The sequence below is a fragment of the Microcystis sp. 0824 genome (assembly GCF_003112475.1).
GTDB classification, from domain to species: Bacteria; Cyanobacteriota; Cyanobacteriia; order Cyanobacteriales; family Microcystaceae; genus Microcystis; species Microcystis aeruginosa_C.
Window position 1 is genome coordinate 40,764 of record NZ_BDSM01000047.1, and the last position, 19,629, is coordinate 60,392.

The following is a 19,629-nucleotide window of genomic DNA, read 5'->3' on the forward strand; positions in this document are numbered from 1 at the left end:
AAAATTATTAAGCGGAGAATAGCCTCTGACCGGAATTCAACATCAAAGTTAGTAGGAAACTTGTCATCGCCTAAGTAAAGTAACCCCTTATCCACGACACAACAAAATAGGAAAAATACTTATGAGTTATGGAACCCGTGTTCAAGCTATCTCTCAAGTAACGGATCGTAAACCCCTACCTAGCAAACTTCCTCAGCGTTTAGAGGCCCTCTGGGCAACCGATGTCTTTACCCTGAGCAAAATGCAGGCCAGTCTCCCCAAAGATGTATTCAAATCAGTCAAAAACACGATTTTAACCGGGGGAAAATTAGACGTTTCCATCGCCGGCACGGTAGCGGCTGCGATGAAAGATTGGGCCACGTCCAAAGGGGCGCTGTACTATGCTCACGTCTTCTATCCGATGACTAACGCCACCGCCGAAAAACACGATGGTTTTATCTCCGTGCAGAGCGACGGTTCGGTGATCACAGAATTTACGGGCAAAGTCTTAGTACAGGGGGAACCGGACGGGTCCTCCTTTCCTAACGGCGGACTTCGCTCCACCTTTGAAGCGCGGGGTTACACCGCTTGGGATGTCACCAGTCCCGCCTACGTCATGGAGACGGATAATGGTGTAACCCTGTGTATCCCCACGGTTTTCATCTCTTGGACAGGAGAGGCCCTCGACAAAAAAACGCCGCTTTTACGCTCGATTTCATCGATGAGTAAGGCCGCCACCAGGGTGCTGAAGCTCTTAGGACATACGGAAGTCGCCCCCGTTAACTCCAGCTGCGGTGCTGAACAGGAATATTTCCTAGTCGATGCTCATTTTGCCCATAGTCGCCCCGATTTACTGCTCACCGGTCGCACCCTATTTGGTAAACCCGCCGCTAAGGGTCAACAGTTCGACGATCATTATTTTGGCGCGATTCCCGAACGGGTTCAGGTGTTTATGCAGGAAGTGGAGGAAAGAATGTATCGCCTCGGCATTCCGGCCAAAACCCGCCATAATGAAGTCGCCCCCGGACAGTTCGAGATTGCCCCCTTTTTCGAGGCTGCCAACGTGGCCAGTGACCATCAGCAGTTAATTATGACTTTGCTGAAAAGTACGGCTAAAAAACACGGTTTTGTTTGCCTACTGCACGAAAAACCCTTTGCGGGAATTAATGGTTCGGGAAAACACGTTAACTGGTCCGTCGGCAACGCCACCCAGGGCAATCTGTTAGATCCGGGCGATACTCCCCATGCTAATATGCAGTTTTTGTTATTCTGTGGGGCGGTTATTCGTGGCGTTCACAAGTACGGGGCGCTTTTACGCGCAGTGGTGGCTACCGCCAGCAATGACCACCGTTTGGGGGCAAATGAAGCTCCTCCCGCCATTATTTCCGTATATTTGGGCAGCCAGTTAGAAAAGGTATTCGACCAAATTAGCCAAGGCCGAATTGAGGGTTCTGATGCCCCGGGGTTGATGGATCTCGGTGTCGATACCCTGCCGGTATTCCCCAAGGATCCTGGCGATCGCAATCGTACCTCTCCTTTTGCTTTTACGGGCAATCGCTTTGAATTCCGGGCTGTGGGTTCTAATCAGTCAGTTTCCGGGCCGCTGGTGGCGATGAACACGATTCTAGCGGATTCCCTGACTTGGGTGGCGGATAACCTAGAAAGCCGGATGAAAGCCGGGGAAGACCTCAATACTGCCGCCGAGGGTGTTCTCAAGGAGATCATGGACAAACACAGAAATGTGATCTTCGGAGGTAACGGATATTCCCCAGAATGGCACAAAATGGCGGTAGAAGAGCGCGGTTTAGCCAATCTCCGCACCACTGCCGATGCTTTACCCGTGCTGAAAGCTGATTATATTGAAGAACTGTTTACCCGCATGGGTGTGTTTACCCCCGTTGAACTGGAAAGTCGTTTCGATGTCTATGCGGAACAGTATTTACTGGCCATCGAAGTGGAGGCGGAACTGGTGGTAAGTATGGCTAAAACGATTATTTATCCCGCTGCCGTTCGCTACTTGTCGGAATTGTCTTCAGCGATCGCTAATGCGGCGGCGATCGGCATCGAGATCAATAAGGAAAACGCCCAAACCGTCTCGAATCTGATTAAGTTAATGATGGATAGCGTTGGTAAACTGAGTGAGGCCATTGCTAAACACGATTTTGACTCGATCGAGGAACATATGCAGCATTCCGCTCAAACAATCCGTCCCTTGATGGATAAGGTGCGCGAATATGCCGACGCACTGGAAGGGGAAGTGGCCGACAATTTCTGGCCGCTGCCTACCTATCAAGAAATGTTGTTTGTTAAATAACAAGACGGCAAGGAGGGGGTAAATAGGCTGAAAAAATGATTAGCCACCCCCTTCTTTTTATCTCTGGTAGTTTTAAGTTATGTTAAGAAAAGTAAATATAAACTTAAAACTACCATGGTATTAACTCCGACAATTGGCGAAAAATCCTATAATCGTCAGGATTGGCAAAAAGGCTATCAATCCCAACCTAACGAGTACGATTACGAGGTAGAAGACATCGAGGGGCAAATTCCCCCCGATTTACAGGGTACAGTCTTTAAAAACGGCCCCGGTTTACTCGATATCGCTGGCACGGCGATCGCTCATCCCTTCGATGGGGATGGTATGATCAGCGCGATTAGCTTCAATCAGGGGCGCGTACATTATCGTAATCGTTTTGTTAAAACCCAGGGTTATCTCCAGGAACAGAAAGCGGGAAAACCCCTTTATCGCGGTGTTTTCGGCACGAAAAAACCGGGGGGAATTTTCGGCAATGCTTTTGATTTGCGTCTGAAAAATATTGCTAATACTAATGTTATCTACTGGGGTGATAAATTACTGGCACTTTGGGAAGCGGCCGAACCCCATCGCCTCGATGCTAAAACCCTTGATACTATTGGTTTAGACTATCTCGATGGTATCTTGGAAAAAGGCGATGCTTTTGCCGCTCATCCTCGCATCGATCCCGCTTGTATTTTCGATAATCATCAACCTTGTCTGGTAAATTTTGCCATCAAAACGGGTTTGTCTAGTTCAATTACTCTCTACGAAATTAGTCCCACGGGTAAGTTATTACGTCGTCATACCCACAGTGTACCGGGCTTTTGTTTTATCCACGATTTTGTTATTACTCCCCACTACGCTATCTTTTTCCAAAACCCGGTTAGTTATAATCCTTTTCCCTTTCTTTTTGGGTTAAAAGGTGCGGGAGAATGCCTCATCAATCAACCGGACAAGTTAACTAAGATTATTATTATCCCCCGGGATCCTAACAAAAGAGAAGTGAAAGTTTTAGAAACTCCATCAGGTTTTGTCTTCCATCATAGCAATGCTTTTGAACAAGGGGAGAAAATTTATATTGATTCTATTTGTTATCAATCCTTACCACAACTGGATTCAAATAGCAGTTTTCAATCGGTAAATTTTGATAGTTTAGCTCCAGGACATCTGTGGCGATTTACACTAAATTTATCAGAAAATACCGTTACAAGAGAATGTATTCTAGAGCATTGTTGTGAATTTCCCAGCATCAATCCTGCAAAAGTTGGTCGAGATTACCGTTATTTATACATCGCTGCCACTCATCATGCCACTGGTAATGCTCCTTTGCAAGCAATCTTAAAACTGGACCTATTAACAGGAGAAAAACAATTACATTCTTTTGCTCCCCGGGGATTTGCGGGTGAACCAATTTTTGTGCCTAAACCCGATGGAATCGCTGAAGATGATGGTTGGTTATTGGTAGTCACTTACGATGCGGCCAATCATCGATCGAATGGGGTAATCTTAGATGCTCAAGATATCACTAATTCCCTAGCAGTTATCCATCTTAAACATCATATTCCCTACGGGTTACACGGTAGTTGGACCCGACAATGTTTTTAATTTAATTCCCTAGGGGTGGATTGAAAACCCACCCTGACTAAACTTTACTCTTGAGAGCCTTCTTGTAGTAGCCAAAAACCGGCGAAAGATTGCGATTCAGGGTTAGATTGAATGGCTAAAAAATGCAGATTATTCGCTTTTTGTTTAGCTTCTTCAAAGTTTTTGGCTTCGTTTAAAGTCTCGGCATTAGTGACATTGACGAGAATCCAACTATCACTAGCACCCGTTTCTAAACGTAGCAGAGGACGAGAACCAGTTTCTAACTTTAAATAGGCCATTTCTAACCCTGACATCCAACCAGCTAATGGTAAAGCGCGGGGGGAAAAAATAACTAAACCGGGGATTTTTAGATTCTCATCTAATCCCATTCCCAGTATAGGCAAATTTTCTCCGAAGCTAATATCCCAATCTTTTAAATCATGAAAAGAAGACAATTCTAGCGTGACAAAAGCCCATTTATCTGCCTTATCTCCCCGGACAGCATCGGGAAGGGGAACAGCATTTAAAGGGGGATAATTAACGGAAGCAGTTTTAGTTAAATTTTGATCATAACCAACTTCTTGAGGGTAGAAATTAACCATTCTTTCTTCTATCCATCTAGTGAGAGCATGAGTGCGACGACTAGGGGAAGCGGGAATACCGATATCCTCGCAAGCTTTGCTAATCATGTTATTCATCTGACGACGGAAAAAGCGAATTTTTTTGGGAGTTACCCCCGCTGCCTTGATAGCTGCAGTAATTGCCTCTCCTAACCATTGGGAATTAACCATCGTATTAGGACAATAACTGGCATATTTAAATATTGTATCGGAGGAGCGATCGATTGTTGCCGGAGTTTCACAGATTAACAATTCCCATCTTTTTTTATTATTTTCATCCACCACCGGCCGCGAATAAAAATCAAGTTCCCAAATAGTCATATTTTTTTCAGTTATCAGTTATCAGTTATCAGTTATCAGTTATCAGTTATCAGATTTGAGTTTTAAGTGTGCAGTATGTATTAAGTGGGCAGTATTAAATAGCAGCTTCCTACTGTCTTTTTACTGTTCACTGATTACTGATTACTGCTCACTGATTACTGCTCACTGAAAAATCCCCTATCCCCGACAACAGTACGAACGCGGTAGATAGGACGTTTTTGGGATTCATGGTAAGTTCGCATCAAAATTTCTGCCAAAAGACCAAAACAGAGTAATTGTACCCCAGTTAAAAAGAATAACACGGCCAGGATTAACAAAGGTCGATTGCCGATTTCTTGTCCGAAACCGAGTTTGAGAATAGTCAGATAAGTACCTAAAATAACCCCCACTACCATGGATAACAGTCCGTAGAGTCCAAAAATGTGCATCGGACGGGTGAGAAACTTTTTCATAAAAAAGACAGTAAATAAGTCCATAATCACGCGAATTGTGCGATCTAAACCATATTTACTCTGTCCGAACCGTCTAGCGTGGTGATTAACGGGAATTTCGGTGATTTTTGCCCCTTCAATAAAAGCTAATGCGGGTAAAAAGCGATGTAATTCCCCGTAGAGATTCATATCGGCGATTAATTCGGCTCGATAGGCTTTCAAAGAACAACCGTAGTCCTGTAATTTGACCCCTGTTACCTTGCCAATCAGCCAATTAGCTATTTTTGAGGGTAAAAGCCGTTTTACCTGGTCATCTTGGCGATTTTTGCGCCAGCCACTCACGAGGTCATAACCTTCCTCCAATTTGGCCAATAATAGGGGTATATCATTGGGATCGTTCTGTAAATCGCCGTCGAGGGTAATGATGACCTGTCCCGTGGCATAATTAAATCCGGCAGCCATGGCGGGGGTTTGTCCGTAGTTGCGTCGCAAGATTACCGCCTTGAGATCATCGCGATTTTTGGCTAAATTAGTTAAAACCTCGGTGGAACCGTCCTTAGAACCGTCGTCAACACAGATAATCTCGTAGTTAATTTGATAAGAACGCAAAATCGAGGCGATACTCTCGACGAGATCGCGGATACTGTCCACTTCGTTATAAATGGGAACCACTACCGATAAAGTCTGGATAGCAGCCTGCGGGTTTGGTTCGTTGACACTGATGGACGGTGTAATCGAGGACATGGTTGACTGACGCAGGGAAGTTTTGGGGCGATTGTATCACAATTCAGTGATCAGGAGATAGGAGACAGGAGACAGTATTCAGGAGACAGGAGACAGGAGACAGTATTCAGGAGACAGGAGACAGGAGACAGTATTCAGGAGACAGGAGACAGGAGATTATTTTTATTTATTCTCCCCTCTCCCAATTCATATAGCAATTCCCATAGTTGTGAGGTACAAAGTCTTAGGTTTTGAGGAGTCAGGAGTCAGGAGTCAGGAGTCAGGAGTCAGGAGTCAGGAGTCGGGATTCAGGATTCAGGAGTTAAGATTTTGGTGTACCTCATGAGATTGGGAAACGCTATAATTCATAATTCATAATTCATAATTCATAATTCATAATTCATAATTCCCACTCCCTGTTCCCTGTTCCCCTTTCTCTGTTTGCTTTTTGGCTAAAATTGCCTGACGAAAACCTAGGACGACGAGAATATTGGAGAGGGTGAGGAAAAATTCGGCGCTGCCGTGTAACCAATCGACGTTGGCTAATTCTTGACCATAGTGGATTTTGGCGTAGATACCAGCAGGAATAGTGATAAAAACGAAGATTAACAGCACATAAAAGCCAATTAAGGCTAAACGGGGCATTTTTCCCGAACGAGTGACAAACCAAAGAAACCCCAGATAGGGAAACAGGGAAATGGCAAATAAACTCTCTTTATTCATTGTTAACTCTGATTTTACTGGAACGCCACAGCCACCAACCGGCAGCACAGAGGGTAAAATTTCCTAAGACAGTCATGGCTGCCTGTAGGGTGACTAACCAGGATAAGGCACTGATATTATCAAAAAAATGCCATGTACAGGCACACATGGCCCCAATTAAAGCGGGTAACATTCCCCAAGATAACATTCGCCACGATCGATCGCTACTGATGTCGCCATAGGTCCACACTAACCAGATTGCCGCTATCCATTCTACGACACTCGATACATGAACCATCCACGTCGGTATTGATAAAGCATTCATTATTTTCTATAGGAGACAGGAGACAGGAGATAAGAAATAAGAGATAAGAGATAAGAGATTGTTTTTATTTATTCTCCCCACTCTCCACTCCCAATTCATAATTTATAATTCATAATTTATAATTCATAATTCATAATTCATAATTCCCACTCCCAATTCATAATTCATAATTCATAATTCATAATTCCCATTTCCCGAAAAACTTTCTAGCCATTTAATCACCTGTTGACCTAAACTAACATTGTTTAATCGATCGATCTCGCGAATGCCGGTGGGACTGGTGACATTAACTTCCGTCAGATAGCCACCAATCACATCTAATCCGACAAAATATAGGCCATCTTCTCGTAATTTTGGAGCTAAAGTGGCACAGATTTCTAATTCTCGATCGCTGATTTCTGTTTTTGCCACTCGTCCACCCACTGCCATATTACCGCGAAATTCTGAACCAGTGGGAATGCGATTAACTGCCCCGATGGGTTCACCATTGAGGACAATAATGCGTTTATCTCCTTCTTGGGCAGCTGGTAAATAATCTTGAATCATTACTGGTTCTTGTCCCCATTTTGTGCTAATTTCAATCATTGAATTGAGATTGCGATCTTCGGGACTAAGAAATAAAATTCCCTCCCCTGCTTTGCCACCCAAAGGTTTCATAACTGCCGCCCCTTTTTGGTTGACAAATTCCCTAATCGTCGCTTTATCTTGGGAAACAATTGTGGCGGGCATTACCTGAGCAAAGTGAATCGTATATAACTTTTCGTTGGCATGGCGTAAACCCATAGTTGAGTTAATTACTTGGGTTTTTTGGGGGTCGATCAGGTCTAATAAATAGGTGGCATAAAGATAGGCAATTGTCACGGGTGGGTCTTTTCGCATCCAGACAAAATCGAAGTTTTCTAGGCAGGTAAAAACTGTCTCTTGTCTTTGATACCATTGAGATGCAGCCACCCAGTGATTATCTTTTAACTCCACGGGAACCAGTTCAATTTTAGTCAGTTTTGCCCAAGCTTTTCCCGCAATTGCACTGAGAGCCGTGATGGAAGTTATCCAGATTTCATGACCTAATAATTGGGACGCTTCCATGATAGCTACACTGGTATCATGGCCCGGATCTAGATACTCGATCGGATCGATAATAAAGGCTAGTTTCATTAATAGTTTTTATCCTTAATTCTGCAATAGGGGATCTAAACCACCACTTCTATCTAAAGCATAGATGTCATCGCAGCCCCCGATGTGTTGATCGTTTATAAAAATTTGTGGTACACTTGTACGACCATTGGCTCGTTCGGACATTTTGGCTCGCGCTCCTTCATCACCATCGATACAATATTCGGTAAACTCCACCCCTTTTTTCTTGAGTAATGCTTTAGCGCGGATACAGAAAGGACAGGAACTCCAAGTATAGATCTCAACATTAGCGGCCATAAAATTTATCTCCCTTCTTTACATATCTTAAATTTTAGCCGATAAGTACCTAAGCAAAATTAATTACACATATCTAACCACCTCTTGCCTCTTGCCTCTTGCCTCTTGCCTATCTTCACTAGGAAATTAATTTTGCACGACTACTTAACCGAGCAGTGATCTTCCTTCAAGTCAGAAAACGCCAATTAGGGCGATTCCACTGATATATTCCTTGTATTTCCCATTCTTCACCATTTTGAAAGCGAATACGGCAACTAACAGGACGAGAATCATCTTCACTTTCATTTACTTCTATTACCTCACAGGGAAACCAGTCGCAACTATCGGCAGCGTCTGCGGGAATCCATTCCCATAATCCATTAGACACCTCGATCGCATCTCCCACCTGTAATTTTTCTCTGGTTAACCTTAATTTTTGTAAATATTCTTGCCAATGAATCGGTTTTATGCTGTTCAACCAAGCCAAGCCATACTGATCGCGGATAAATTGTACCGCACCGGAAGGGCGAGCGTTAAGCCAATCATTGAGGAGAGAACTTTTCCAAGCTAAATTTTCCCTTTCTTGTTTGAGGATAAATTCCAGCAAAATCTCCCTTTGCATAGATGTTAATTCGTCGAGGGGATTGCCATCAGCGAGGGAATTTCGCTCAAAAAACACCTCTAACAAAATTTCTTTTTGTTGTTGATTGAGAGGACAGGATAAAGCCTCACACTGGAGAAAAGCCGCTTTGAGAGTGGTTTCAATCTCATCTCGATCCATGAGAGTCCTAAAAAAGCTGATTTCAAAGGGTGACGATCCACGATAATCTAAGTATTGGGGAAATCATACCGTAAAATCACTGATCTATGACACCACGCTCGCTCACCGTTTTACTGCTTTCTGTTCTCTTCTGGCTGTCTAGCTGGCTTATCATCCCTACTGCTCAAGCTTTGACCCCAATTCAACTATTAGATGTATCTTACAAGGACTGTCCCCCCGAATTAGCCGAGGGGAGTGTCACCAGTGGGGGAACCAGTTTTCCTGCTAATTGTTTTTTAATCACTGGCAAAGCTAAAAATAATTCTGGAAAAACCGTCTATGATGCCGATGTTTTTGGTCGGATTTACGATGCTAACGGGGAACCGGCTTTACAAAATCGTAGCCGAGTCGGGGCAATTCCAGAAGTGCCGCCGGGGATTAGTGATTTCGAGATCAGAATTTCTGTTTCTACCAATCAACCAACCCCCTTGCGACTGGAAAAATTCAAAGCTTCCGGTTTTACCAGTAGTGTGGATCCGCGGATTTAGAAACTGCTGCTGACCAGACTGCTGGCCCCCGTGGCTACGACACTCTGAACGACGTTGAGCAGCAGAAAAGCGAGGATCGGGGACAAGTCCATCCCGCCTAGGGGTGGGATAATCGAGCGAAAGAGGTTTAAATAGGGATCGGTAATCGGACTGAGAAAAGACATAATCTGATAGGCCCAACCAGCATTTTGGAACCAAGTCAGTAAAACCCTAACAATTAGGATTACCGAGTAAATTTGTAGGAAATTGTTGATTATCGTCAAAATAAACCCTATATCGCTCATAAATAAATCTTTCCTCAAGGGGGCGTGATGGTTAGTTTAGCTTTGATCTTACCAAAAAAATGGTCTTTAGTTACTCTCGCCGCCCTATCCTACTGGTTTTAACCAGCTATCGGCATTCCTCCCGGTTGACGGACACCGGGTAAGAAAACTGAATACAGCATTTATCTTAATGGTGAGATAGGAAGTTTTCCTTTTGGGGAGCCGGTCGTCAATACCAAATTAGGTTATACTTCATCTTTATGAGAAAGGCTGTACTTAGTCCCCAAAAAGGATAGATACACCTAGGTTAATTCCTAGAGAAGTAATTTTGGGGCTGTCAACCAGAATAACTGACACTTGCCTAGGGGATTTTCCTGATTGGGAACCTCTAGACCAATTATTCCCGCTTTTTTGACCGATAATTTTCCTTGAAACTTGCCCCACACTAGCATTTCCGTCCAATAACCTAAATCCGGTTCGTGGCCCACCAGTGCGATCGCGTTTTCCTCTCGCTGATAGTCCGACTTTTGCCACCACTGCACCCAATCTTGAATATTGCCGTTGGGTGATAGGGGATTAAATTGCTCAATTTTACGGCTTAAACCCGCTTTTTGCAAAATTTCGGCGGTTTGCACCGCACGCACTAGGGGAGAAGTCAAAATTAGGTCAAATTTCACCCCCAACTGTCCTAATCTTTGGGCAATTTTAGCAGTTTTGGCCTTACCTTCCTCGGTTAAAGGACGTTCCCTATCGTTGGGATAATCCCCAGATTGTCCTGCTAATCCATGACGCACAAAATAAAGTTTCATATCAGTTTAGGGTCGGTCTTTGCCATGATAATAAATAGCTGAGATTTAATACCTAGGTGCGAATTACCTTTTCATCGGGGTTAACTAGATGGGAAAGTTTCTGTTTAATTTGGGTGTCATACAGTTCCCACTTGAGTTTTGCATATTCGGCATTATTATTAAAACCACCGAGGAAACCGATAGGAATTTCAAAACCTCCGGCCATATAACGACCACCACCAAAAAAGCGACCTTGGTTATCCTGTCCGAAAGCTTCCTTGAGAAATTCATCGGGATCTAGGGTAATTTTACTGGTACGCATAGAACCAATGACTAACTCGATATCCTCATCTTCATCGTGAACGATACCATAAACTAAAGCCGTGTGAACATTTTCTTCTGTCACCAAAAAATCGGCAGCCTGGGGAATCGCATCCCGGTCATCATAACGCAAATAACCGACCCCAGCGATCGAATAATTATTTTTAATAATACGGTTTTTCAGGGCCCGTTCAATCACATCCATCACCCGTCGGGATCTGGCCGATTGCAGGACCGCGTTTAATAATTGTGCATCGTAGAAACGACTGAGATAACCAGCAGCAATAAATTCACACTCTTGCGCTTGCATTAAATTATTCGTATCCGATCGCAATCCGTGCATCAAGGCTGTGGCACACTTAACATGGACGGTATCGCTAGTATTAAAACTTATTAACCCTTTTTGGATATATTGGGTTAATATCGTCGCTGTTGCCCGGATTTGGGGACGAATATCGACAAATTCCGCCTCTAGCTCCCCTTGGCGAGTATGATGATCAATCACGACAATAATGGGAATTTTTGCCTGTTTAACCAGAGTGGTTAACTGACTATTGGTTCCCTGACCATCGACAAAAACACAACCCTGATAAACCGAGAGATCTCTATCCTTGAGGGTATGGACTCCCCAACGTTTAGCCGGTAAACCCGTTAGTTTTACCAAGGCGACATTTTCCTGATGGGAGAGAGTACCCGCGTAGACTATATCACAGTGAATATTGTACTGTTCGGCGATAATTTGATAGGCCCAGGCACTAGAAAGAGCATCGGGATCCGGGAAATCCTGCATCACCACAATTTGATTTTCGCCACGATGATTTTCCAAAGTACGTCGCAGGCGATCGATTAGGGAAATAAGTAGGGTATCATTACTAACCGTGACTGGAGGAAGGGGACATACTGCCGACGCTTCCCCTACCACTACATCGGTTTCGAGGGACTTGGCAGGAACTAGACTCAGCAATTCAGCCATCATTTTTAGAAAAGTTCGCTTAAAGGTAGATTCAGTCAGGATTTTTTGAGTTAATTAATTCTAGACGATATTCTCGCTCGATCGGTTCATCTCAATTATTAAGCTTTTCTTGCCCCTAGCTCCTTACTCTGGGGCCATAACTCTAGTCTATCAAAAGACCCCTGCCGTTTGTTCTGGGAGAGGAGTTAGGGCAATTAACCATCGCTGCCATTACTTGAGAAAATAGATACTATACCAAACCCCTTAATTTTCCCTTCAGGCTCGACCATCTACCTAATTCTTGAGTAAAATTTCATGGCCCAACTGGACAACATCGAAGCGATCGAAAAAAAGCTCTGGAAAGCGGCCGACACCCTGCGCGCTAATTCTAACTATGCCAGTAACGAGTATTTTCTGCCCGTTATGGGCTTGATTTTCCTCCGTCATGCCTACAGTCGTTTTCTCAAGGTTAAGAGGGAAGTAGAGGCGGATTTACCGAAGCGACAGGGTAAAACACGCTCCTTAACCAAAGAAGATTTCTTGTGCAAAGGAGCGATCTATCTCCAAGAAAAAGCTCAGTTCGATTTTCTGGTGGCGCTCCCCGATAGCGTCAATCGATCGACCTCCTTAATGGAAGCAATGCTATCGATCGAGGGGGATTATCCACCTTTAGGGGGTATTTTACCGAAAACGGAATACCAAGAACTAGATAACGTGGTATTAGGGAATTTACTACGGATTTTAAATCCAGAAGAGTTAAAAAAAGCCGATGGGGATATTTTCGGGCGAATTTATGAATATTTCCTAACACAATTCGCTAATCTCAAAGCTCACGATAACGGAGAGTTTTTTACTCCCGTTTCTCTAGTATCTTTGATCGCCAATGTTTTAGAACCCGATCACGGATTGGTTTTCGATCCTGCCTGTGGTTCGGGGGGAATGTTTGTCCAGAGCGCACATTTCGTTGAGAGACAGCGCATCAATCCCCAGATGTTAACTTTTAAAGGGTTAGAGAAGAATCCGACCACAATTCGTTTAGCCAAGATGAATCTCGCGGTTCACGGTTTAGAAGGGGATATCCAAAAAGCGATCACCTACTACGAGGATCCGCTGGCATTGGCCGGGAAAGTGGATTATGTGATGGCCAATCCTCCCTTTAACGTGGACGAGGTGGATAGTAAGGTAGATGGTGATGAGCGCTTACCCTTCGGATTGCCGGGGGTTAATAAAAGTAACAAAGTTTCCAACGGTAACTATCTATGGATCAGTTACTTCTACAGCTATCTCAATGATCGAGGAAAAGCCGGTTTTGTTATGTCTTCCCAAGCTTCCAGCGCCGGGAGAGACGAAGGCAAGGTAAGACAGAAGTTAATCGAGACGGGAACGGTGGACATAATGATCGCGATCCGCTCTAACTTTTTCTATACCCGCTCCGTACCCTGCGAGTTGTGGTTTCTCAATCGAGGGAAACCCGCCGAGCTTCAAGATAAGATATTAATGATCGATGCCCGCAATATTTACCGGAAAGTAAACCGGACGATCAACGATTTTAGCCCAGAGCAGTTACAGAATATTCTCTCGATTGTCTGGCTCTATCGGAGCGAATCGAAGCGTTTTATCGATTTGGTTGTCGGTTATTGCCAGAGTATCGATCGAGAGTATCAGGGATCGATCGCTCTTTTACAAAACTATCGCGAGCATCTGGACAAGTTAACCGAGGCCCTAGAGAAATTTTATAATCTCATCGATGAAAAAGACGGAACATGGTTAGAACTCCGAACAGCATCTGAGCTTTTCAAAGATGACATCGATAAATACGCCAGTTTCCCTGCGATTTCCTATAACGCTGATGATTTAGAGACTTTACACGAGGCTGTCCGCTGTTATCACGAATACAGCGAATTTAGCCGGGATCTGGGCAAACAGGCGGATCTGGTGAATAAATTATTAGGTCGAGCGATCGAGCGTGCCGAGAAGGATCTGGGAGCAAGAGATAGTAAACTGTGGTGGAATTCCCGCGAACTCAACACCTTACGCAAAGAAGCCGATACAAGCCGTCAGAATGCGATCGAACAGCTTAAATCGGTTCGTGGTTTCTACCGTCACGCTCACTGGCTATTGGAAAGGTTCCCCGATGCCAAGCTGCGGGATGTGGAAGGGTTGGTTAAAGTGGTCGATCGCGAGGAGTTACAGGCGAATGATTGGAGTTTAACCCCCGGACGCTATGTCGGCGTTTCCCCAGAGGAGGAAGATGAGGGTTTCGATTTCGAGGAAACGTTACGCGAAATTCATCTGGAGTTAAATGATCTCAACTCCGAGGCGATTCGTTTAGCTGATGAAATTGCTAAGAATTTTGAAGGGTTGGGGATTTAAAAAAGAACTTGGGTATATTTCCTTAAAGGAGACCGATGGAGATAGCGATCGTGTCTAAATTAAAATACGGTGTTTATTTTCTACCCTACAATCCCGATTTAGTCCCTAGAGCCAAGGAAATGCGAAAAAATCCCACACCGACAGAAAAAAAGTTATGGGCTTTTCTCCGACAATTTCCTTTAAAAATGTGGCGACAGCGACCGATCGATCATTTTATCGTTGATTTCTATTGTCCGAAGTTGAAATTAGTGATCGAGGTGGATGGGGAGGTTCATCTTACTCCGGAGGCAATGGCTTATGATGCTAGAAGAACGAAGGTTTTAGAGGGATACGGATTAACGGTGATCCGTTTCACCAATGATGAGGTTAAATACGATTTCGAGGCGGTTTGTGAGAAAATATCGGGGTTTATTTCTTCGCTTCCTGTCTGTACGGAGGTTGATTATCCCCCCTAGCCCCCCTTTTCAAGGGGGGAACCGGAACCGGAAGGGGAACCGGAACTGGAATCGGAGCGCGGTAGGGGTACTGGTGGTGAGACGGGCGCTATGGCTGCGTAAGTCCCCCTTGAAAAGGTTGGTAATCCCCCCTAGCCCCCCTTGAAAAGGGGGGAACCGGAGGGGGATAAAAAGTCCCGCTTCTCACCAGTGATTCCCAAATTTGGTAAGTTAGAAAAGGTTACATCTGCGGGCGATTCGTTTAGCTGGAAAATGCTAAAGCTATAGGCGATCTATTCATTCGGTTGAAAGGGATTTGATTGTCCGTCTAGTAGTTTAATACGTTATTTGGAGACTATAAAAATATGAATCTGACCGAGGTTTATCTTGAAGATGTAATTAGCTTTTTTAATGGAAAAGCACCAAGCCAACTTAAAAATGGAGAATATAAAATATATGGATCGAATGGAATAATTGGCAATTCTGACAGCTTTAATCATGAAAATGCTATCATTATAGGTAGAGTTGGTGCTTATTGCGGTTCTATTGAAATTTGCAATAATAAATTTTGGGCTTCTGATAATACGATTGTTGTTAAAACAAACAACAACAATAATTTAAAATACTTTTATTATCTTCTTGGTGAATTTCCCCTAAGAAATTTTGCTGGTGGTTCGGCACAACCCTTGTTAACTCAAGCTATTTTAAAAAAAATTAAAATCAAAATTCCACCTCTTCCCATTCAACAGAAAATCGCCGATATCCTCTCCAAATATGATGATTTAATCGAAAATAATCGCCGCCGCATCGAGTTATTAGAACGTTCAGCCCGCTTACTTTACAAGGAATGGTTCGTCCGTTTACGCTTCCCCGGACACGAACACACCCCGATTATCGATGGTATTCCTGAAGGGTGGGAGAGATTAAAACTAGGTGAGGTTCTAACCTTACAAAGAGGATTCGATCTTCCTAGTGCAAAAAGAACTCACGGACAATATCCTATTTTTGCATCAACCGGTATTAATGGTTATCATGAAAAGGCTAAAGTTCAAGCACCGGGTATAGTGACAGGTCGAAGTGGTTCTTTAGGCAAAGTTATGTATATTGCGGAAGATTTCTGGCCGCTTAATACAACACTGTATGTGAAAGATTTTATTAAAGTTGATGCGGTATTTGCACTTCATCTTTTAGAGAATTTACATTTAGAACAATATAATTCTGGTGCGGCAGTTCCTACTCTGAATCGTAATGATATTCATAAAATTAAGGTTTTATGTCCGTCTTGTACATTGAAATCTCTTTTTCTCGCTTTCGCCAATCCGATCTATACCCAAATTCATTTTCTTGATCGGTATAATCAAAAACTAAAACAAGCGCGTGACATACTACTTCCGAAACTTATGAATGGAGAGATCGAGGTGTAGAGGCGAAAGAGCGATCGCACCTGTAAAAATGCCTGAAAATTGGCAATACTAATAAAATAAACCACTCCCCTGCACAATCGACCCTATGACCACCGAGGATAAAGTACAAGAACTCACCGCCAACTGTCTGCGAGATCAACTTGGTTGGCAGAGTGTCTATGCTTATAATCAAGAGGATTACGGTGAAAACAGCCTGCTCGGACGGCAAAATCAGAAAGAAGTTATCCTCAAACGCTACCTAAAACAGAAATTACGAGAATTTAACCCCAATCTTCCCGAAGAAGCCTATAAATCCGCCATTCTCCAAATCGAAGAAATCAACTCCAGTCAAACCCTTCTGGCCACCAATCAAGAGAAACATCAACTCCTTCTCGATGGAGTACAGGTGAGCTACCGCAACGCCAAAGGAGAGCTAATTAGACAAACCCTAAAAATCCTTGATTTTGACCAACCCAGCAATAACCATTTTCTAGCGGTTCGAGAACTGTGGATACAGGGGGAAATCTACCTCCGTCGCACGGATTTGGTAGGTTTTGTTAACGGCATTCCCCTACTCTTCCTAGAAGCGAAAAACCTCAACCGGGACCTAAAAGCGGCCTACGACGAGAATTTATCGGACTATCTTGATACTATCCCCCATCTATTCGCCTATAACGCCTTTGCGATTTTAGTTAATGGCATAGACGCGAAAATAGGTAGTTTCTGCGGCAAATACGAACACTTTCACCCATGGAAACGCCTGGCCGAGAGTGACCCCGGCATTGTCGATATGGAAACCATGCTCAAAGGAGTCTGCGATAAAAATAACTTTATCGATCTGTTGGAAAATTATGTCCTTTTCGATAACTCCACTGGCAAAACCTGCAAGATTATCGCCCGAAATCACCAGTTTCTAGGGGTTAACCAAGCGATCGATTCTGTGAAAAGATGGCGGGAGGGTGGGATAAAAGATAACAAACTAGGGGTTTTCTGGCATACCCAAGGCTCCGGAAAAAGCTACTCTATGGTTTTTTTCACCCGCAAAATTCGCCGTAAACTAGGCGCAAACTATACCTTTGTTATCTGTACCGATCGCGAAGATCTAGATAAACAGATCTACTATACCTTTGCCGGTTCCGGATTGACCAATAACGAGCAAGAACCCTGCCAAGCTTCCAGTAACGAACACTTACAGAGTCTTCTGGGAGACCATAAAGCCTATATTTTCACCCTCATCCAGAAATTCAACCAAACCGTCAATCCCGACCAACCCTACAACTCCCGAAACGATATCATCATTATCAGCGACGAAGCCCACCGAACCCAGTACGGAACCCTAGCCAGCAACCTCCGGGCTGCACTTCCGGGCGCTGGTTTTATCGGTTTTACCGGCACCCCTCTAGTCAGCAACGACGAGATCACTAAACGCTATTTCGGGGATTATGTCTCCACCTACGACTTCCAGAGAGCGGTCGAGGATAAAGCCACCGTTCCCCTCTACTATGATGCAAGGGGTGATAAACTCTCGATCGCCGTCAACGACCTCAACGAACAGATCGCCGCCAAAATCGAAGAGTTAGAGATCGAAAATGTCGAGATAGAAGACCGTTTAGAAAGGGAATTAAGAAGGGATTACTACATCCTGACGGCCCCGCAGCGGTTGGAGGCGCTGGCCCGTGATTTCGTTGAACATTACAGCACCGCTTGGGAAACAGGCAAAGCCATGGTGATTTGTATCGACAAGCTCACCTGTGTCAAGCTGCATAACCTGATCGATCATTACTGGAGCGAAAAAATCCAACAACTGAAAAAAGACCTCAAAAAAATTACCGATGACCAAGAGGAAAACTATCGTCAGCGTCAGATTCAATGGATGGAAGCAACCCTAACGGCCGTGATCGTCAGCGAGGAACAGGGAGAGATCGACAAATTCCAGAAACAAGGGTTAGATATTACCAGCCATCGCAGTGTGATCAAAAACGGCTTTGAACTGGCGGACGGTACAAGGATCAGCCCAGAAAATGCCTTTAAACAAGCCGATCACCCCTTTCGGATCGCCATCGTCTGCGCCATGTGGTTGACCGGTTTCGATGTTCCCTCCCTCTCCACCCTCTACCTCGATAAACCCCTAAAAGCTCATACGCTCATGCAAGCGATCGCTCGTGCTAACCGGGTTAACGAGGGCAAAACCAACGGTTTAATCGTGGATTACTGCGGAATCCTCAGAAATCTCCGTCAAGCTCTCGCCGATCTCGCCCAAATTTCCGATCAGGGACGCAGGGAAGACCATCTTAGTCTCGACCCCACGAAACCCCAAGAAAATTTACTGGATGAATTGGCCCGATCGATCGAGGCAGTTAAAGAATTTTTGGGGGAAAGTAACGCATCCCTAGACGCACTCCTCGAATATAAAATACCTAGTTTTGCCTTCAATAAAGCCATTAACGACGCGAAGGAAGCGATCAATCGAAGTGATCAGGCCCGACAAAATTTTGGACTCCTCTCTCAAGAGGTCTTCCATCTTTTTAAGGCCTGTCTTAATCAGCCATCGGTTAATCACTACCGTCCGGCTCACGACACGATTAAACTTATCTATAAATGCGTTCAAGGTGATCGGGAGAAAATAGACATCGCGGAAATTCTCTTGGAAATGCGATCGGTAATCGACGGGGCGATCGATGTAACCACCGAAGCGAGGGCCGATGATACCCCACTGTACAACATCAGTAAAATCAACTTCGAGCGTCTGAAACAGGAATTCGCCAATAGCGATCGTAAGAATACCACCGTCCAAACTCTCAAAAACGCCATCGAAAACCGTCTCCGAACAATGCTCGAGCAGAATCTGCAACGGACGAACTTTCAAGAGCATTACGAGCGGATCGTCGCTGATTATAATTTCGAGAAGGATCGGGTGGCGATCGAACAGACCTTCGAGGCCTTATTAGAATTTATTCAGGAACTCGATCAAGAGTCCCAACGGGCGGTTAGCGAGGGATTAGACGAGGAATCCCTCGCCGTGTTCGACCTTTTAACCAAAGAGAATCTATCACCGCAAGACATTGAAAAAATTAAACAGATCGCCACGCAGCTTTTGGAAACCCTAAAACAAGAGAAACTAAAGATCGATCGTTGGCTAGATAAAGAATCCAGTCGGGCGGAGGTTAAAACTACTATTCACAACTTTTTATACAGCGATGATACTGGTTTACCCGTCGATCTCTACACGGAAGAAGAAGTGGAAGAAAAAACCGAAGAAGTCTTCCGCCACATCCGGCGAGTTTATCCGAGTCTGCCTTCGCCTTATTACAGGTCGGCTGCCTAGATTCTGGACTGTCCATATTTCGCTTTTCCGAAGTTGCTGATTTTATATCTGATAATCACCACCGTCCCTAAATA

17 protein-coding genes are annotated in these 19,629 nt (G+C 44.3%); 7 read left to right on the top strand and 10 right to left on the bottom strand.

Annotated features, from left to right (window positions below; translation table 11 throughout):
• Positions 1–121 precede the first annotated feature (121 nt).
• Together N0824_RS15630 and N0824_RS15635 are read left to right on the top strand one after the other, a co-directional pair.
• Entirely contained in the window at positions 122–2,293 is a 2,172-nt protein-coding gene (locus tag N0824_RS15630; protein ID WP_108937415.1) for a glutamine synthetase III, read from the top strand.
• A 114-nt stretch (positions 2,294–2,407) separates the two neighbouring features.
• Positions 2,408–3,877 carry a carotenoid oxygenase family protein gene (locus tag N0824_RS15635; RefSeq protein WP_108937416.1) on the top strand — a complete coding sequence of 490 codons (1,470 nt, stop codon included), beginning with the start codon at positions 2,408–2,410 and terminating at the stop codon, positions 3,875–3,877.
• Between the two features lie 44 nt (positions 3,878–3,921).
• Here N0824_RS15635 and N0824_RS15640 read toward each other — a convergent pair whose 3' ends face one another.
• The 7 genes from N0824_RS15640 to N0824_RS15670 form a co-directional block, all read right to left on the bottom strand.
• On the bottom strand, positions 3,922–4,797 hold the full coding sequence (locus tag N0824_RS15640) for a Tab2/Atab2 family RNA-binding protein (protein ID WP_108937417.1): 876 nt from the start codon (positions 4,795–4,797) through the stop codon (positions 3,922–3,924).
• Positions 4,798–4,952: 155 nt separating this feature from the next.
• A complete protein-coding gene (locus tag N0824_RS15645) occupies positions 4,953–5,972 on the bottom strand; it encodes a glycosyltransferase (protein WP_108937418.1) in 1,020 nt (339 codons plus the stop codon).
• Positions 5,973–6,344: 372 nt separating this feature from the next.
• Positions 6,345–6,674 (bottom strand): DUF3593 domain-containing protein, encoded by a 330-nt coding sequence (locus tag N0824_RS15650; protein ID WP_108937419.1) that lies wholly within the window; start codon positions 6,672–6,674, stop codon positions 6,345–6,347.
• Positions 6,667–6,978: a DUF2499 domain-containing protein gene (locus tag N0824_RS15655; protein ID WP_108937420.1), complete on the bottom strand. Its 312-nt coding sequence runs from the start codon at positions 6,976–6,978 to the stop codon at positions 6,667–6,669. The genes N0824_RS15650 and N0824_RS15655 overlap by 8 nt, the downstream gene beginning before the upstream one ends.
• A 171-nt stretch (positions 6,979–7,149) precedes the next feature.
• Entirely contained in the window at positions 7,150–8,133 is a 984-nt protein-coding gene (gene gshB / locus N0824_RS15660) for a glutathione synthase (protein ID WP_108937421.1), read from the bottom strand.
• A 15-nt stretch (positions 8,134–8,148) separates the two neighbouring features.
• Positions 8,149–8,409: a glutaredoxin 3 gene (gene grxC / locus N0824_RS15665; protein WP_108937422.1), complete on the bottom strand. Its 261-nt coding sequence runs from the start codon at positions 8,407–8,409 to the stop codon at positions 8,149–8,151.
• Positions 8,410–8,575: 166 nt separating this feature from the next.
• Positions 8,576–9,169 (bottom strand): hypothetical protein, encoded by a 594-nt coding sequence (locus N0824_RS15670; RefSeq protein WP_108937423.1) that lies wholly within the window; start codon positions 9,167–9,169, stop codon positions 8,576–8,578.
• A gap of 86 nt (positions 9,170–9,255) precedes the next feature.
• Between N0824_RS15670 and N0824_RS15675 the strand changes: the two genes are divergently transcribed.
• The gene (locus tag N0824_RS15675; protein ID WP_002741759.1) at positions 9,256–9,696 is read left to right on the top strand and encodes a hypothetical protein; all 441 of its coding nucleotides are present in this window, start codon (positions 9,256–9,258) and stop codon (positions 9,694–9,696) included.
• Here the strand turns inward: N0824_RS15675 and N0824_RS15680 are convergent.
• The 3 genes from N0824_RS15680 to N0824_RS15690 form a co-directional block, all read right to left on the bottom strand.
• Positions 9,693–9,980, bottom strand: coding sequence for a YggT family protein (locus N0824_RS15680; protein ID WP_002763635.1), 288 nt, complete (start codon positions 9,978–9,980; stop codon positions 9,693–9,695). The two genes, N0824_RS15675 and N0824_RS15680, sit on opposite strands and share 4 nt — an antisense overlap.
• Before the next feature lie 293 nt (positions 9,981–10,273).
• The gene (gene sixA, locus N0824_RS15685; RefSeq protein ID WP_108937424.1) at positions 10,274–10,768 is read right to left on the bottom strand and encodes a phosphohistidine phosphatase SixA; all 495 of its coding nucleotides are present in this window, start codon (positions 10,766–10,768) and stop codon (positions 10,274–10,276) included.
• A 52-nt stretch (positions 10,769–10,820) separates the two neighbouring features.
• Positions 10,821–12,044 (bottom strand): bifunctional oligoribonuclease/PAP phosphatase NrnA, encoded by a 1,224-nt coding sequence (locus N0824_RS15690; protein WP_108937425.1) that lies wholly within the window; start codon positions 12,042–12,044, stop codon positions 10,821–10,823.
• 291 nt (positions 12,045–12,335) lie between these two features.
• On the opposite strand from N0824_RS15690, the gene N0824_RS15695 reads away from it, so the two are divergent.
• From N0824_RS15695 to N0824_RS15710, 4 genes are all read left to right on the top strand, one after another.
• Positions 12,336–14,393, top strand: coding sequence for an N-6 DNA methylase (locus N0824_RS15695; protein WP_108937426.1), 2,058 nt, complete (start codon positions 12,336–12,338; stop codon positions 14,391–14,393).
• 35 nt (positions 14,394–14,428) lie between these two features.
• Positions 14,429–14,848, top strand: coding sequence for an endonuclease domain-containing protein (locus N0824_RS15700; RefSeq protein WP_108937427.1), 420 nt, complete (start codon positions 14,429–14,431; stop codon positions 14,846–14,848).
• Positions 14,849–15,192: 344 nt separating this feature from the next.
• On the top strand, positions 15,193–16,251 hold the full coding sequence (locus N0824_RS15705) for a restriction endonuclease subunit S (RefSeq protein WP_108937428.1): 1,059 nt from the start codon (positions 15,193–15,195) through the stop codon (positions 16,249–16,251).
• An 85-nt stretch (positions 16,252–16,336) separates the two neighbouring features.
• Positions 16,337–19,555: a type I restriction endonuclease subunit R gene (locus tag N0824_RS15710; RefSeq protein WP_108937429.1), complete on the top strand. Its 3,219-nt coding sequence runs from the start codon at positions 16,337–16,339 to the stop codon at positions 19,553–19,555.
• Positions 19,556–19,629 lie beyond the last annotated feature (74 nt).

Coding starts and splice junctions, on each gene's coding strand:
- N0824_RS15675 (WP_002741759.1), top strand. CDS start 9,256: ATGACACCACGCTCGCTCACCGTTTTACTGCTTTCTGTTCTCTTCTGG.
- sixA (WP_108937424.1), bottom strand. CDS start 10,768: ATGAAACTTTATTTTGTGCGTCATGGATTAGCAGGACAATCTGGGGAT.
- N0824_RS15690 (WP_108937425.1), bottom strand. CDS start 12,044: ATGATGGCTGAATTGCTGAGTCTAGTTCCTGCCAAGTCCCTCGAAACC.
- N0824_RS15640 (WP_108937417.1), bottom strand. CDS start 4,797: ATGACTATTTGGGAACTTGATTTTTATTCGCGGCCGGTGGTGGATGAA.
- N0824_RS15670 (WP_108937423.1), bottom strand. CDS start 9,169: ATGGATCGAGATGAGATTGAAACCACTCTCAAAGCGGCTTTTCTCCAG.
- N0824_RS15635 (WP_108937416.1), top strand. CDS start 2,408: ATGGTATTAACTCCGACAATTGGCGAAAAATCCTATAATCGTCAGGAT.
- N0824_RS15710 (WP_108937429.1), top strand. CDS start 16,337: ATGACCACCGAGGATAAAGTACAAGAACTCACCGCCAACTGTCTGCGA.
- N0824_RS15705 (WP_108937428.1), top strand. CDS start 15,193: ATGAATCTGACCGAGGTTTATCTTGAAGATGTAATTAGCTTTTTTAAT.
- N0824_RS15695 (WP_108937426.1), top strand. CDS start 12,336: ATGGCCCAACTGGACAACATCGAAGCGATCGAAAAAAAGCTCTGGAAA.
- N0824_RS15700 (WP_108937427.1), top strand. CDS start 14,429: ATGGAGATAGCGATCGTGTCTAAATTAAAATACGGTGTTTATTTTCTA.
- N0824_RS15680 (WP_002763635.1), bottom strand. CDS start 9,980: ATGAGCGATATAGGGTTTATTTTGACGATAATCAACAATTTCCTACAA.
- N0824_RS15645 (WP_108937418.1), bottom strand. CDS start 5,972: ATGTCCTCGATTACACCGTCCATCAGTGTCAACGAACCAAACCCGCAG.
- gshB (WP_108937421.1), bottom strand. CDS start 8,133: ATGAAACTAGCCTTTATTATCGATCCGATCGAGTATCTAGATCCGGGC.
- N0824_RS15650 (WP_108937419.1), bottom strand. CDS start 6,674: ATGAATAAAGAGAGTTTATTTGCCATTTCCCTGTTTCCCTATCTGGGG.
- N0824_RS15655 (WP_108937420.1), bottom strand. CDS start 6,978: ATGAATGCTTTATCAATACCGACGTGGATGGTTCATGTATCGAGTGTC.
- grxC (WP_108937422.1), bottom strand. CDS start 8,409: ATGGCCGCTAATGTTGAGATCTATACTTGGAGTTCCTGTCCTTTCTGT.
- N0824_RS15630 (WP_108937415.1), top strand. CDS start 122: ATGAGTTATGGAACCCGTGTTCAAGCTATCTCTCAAGTAACGGATCGT.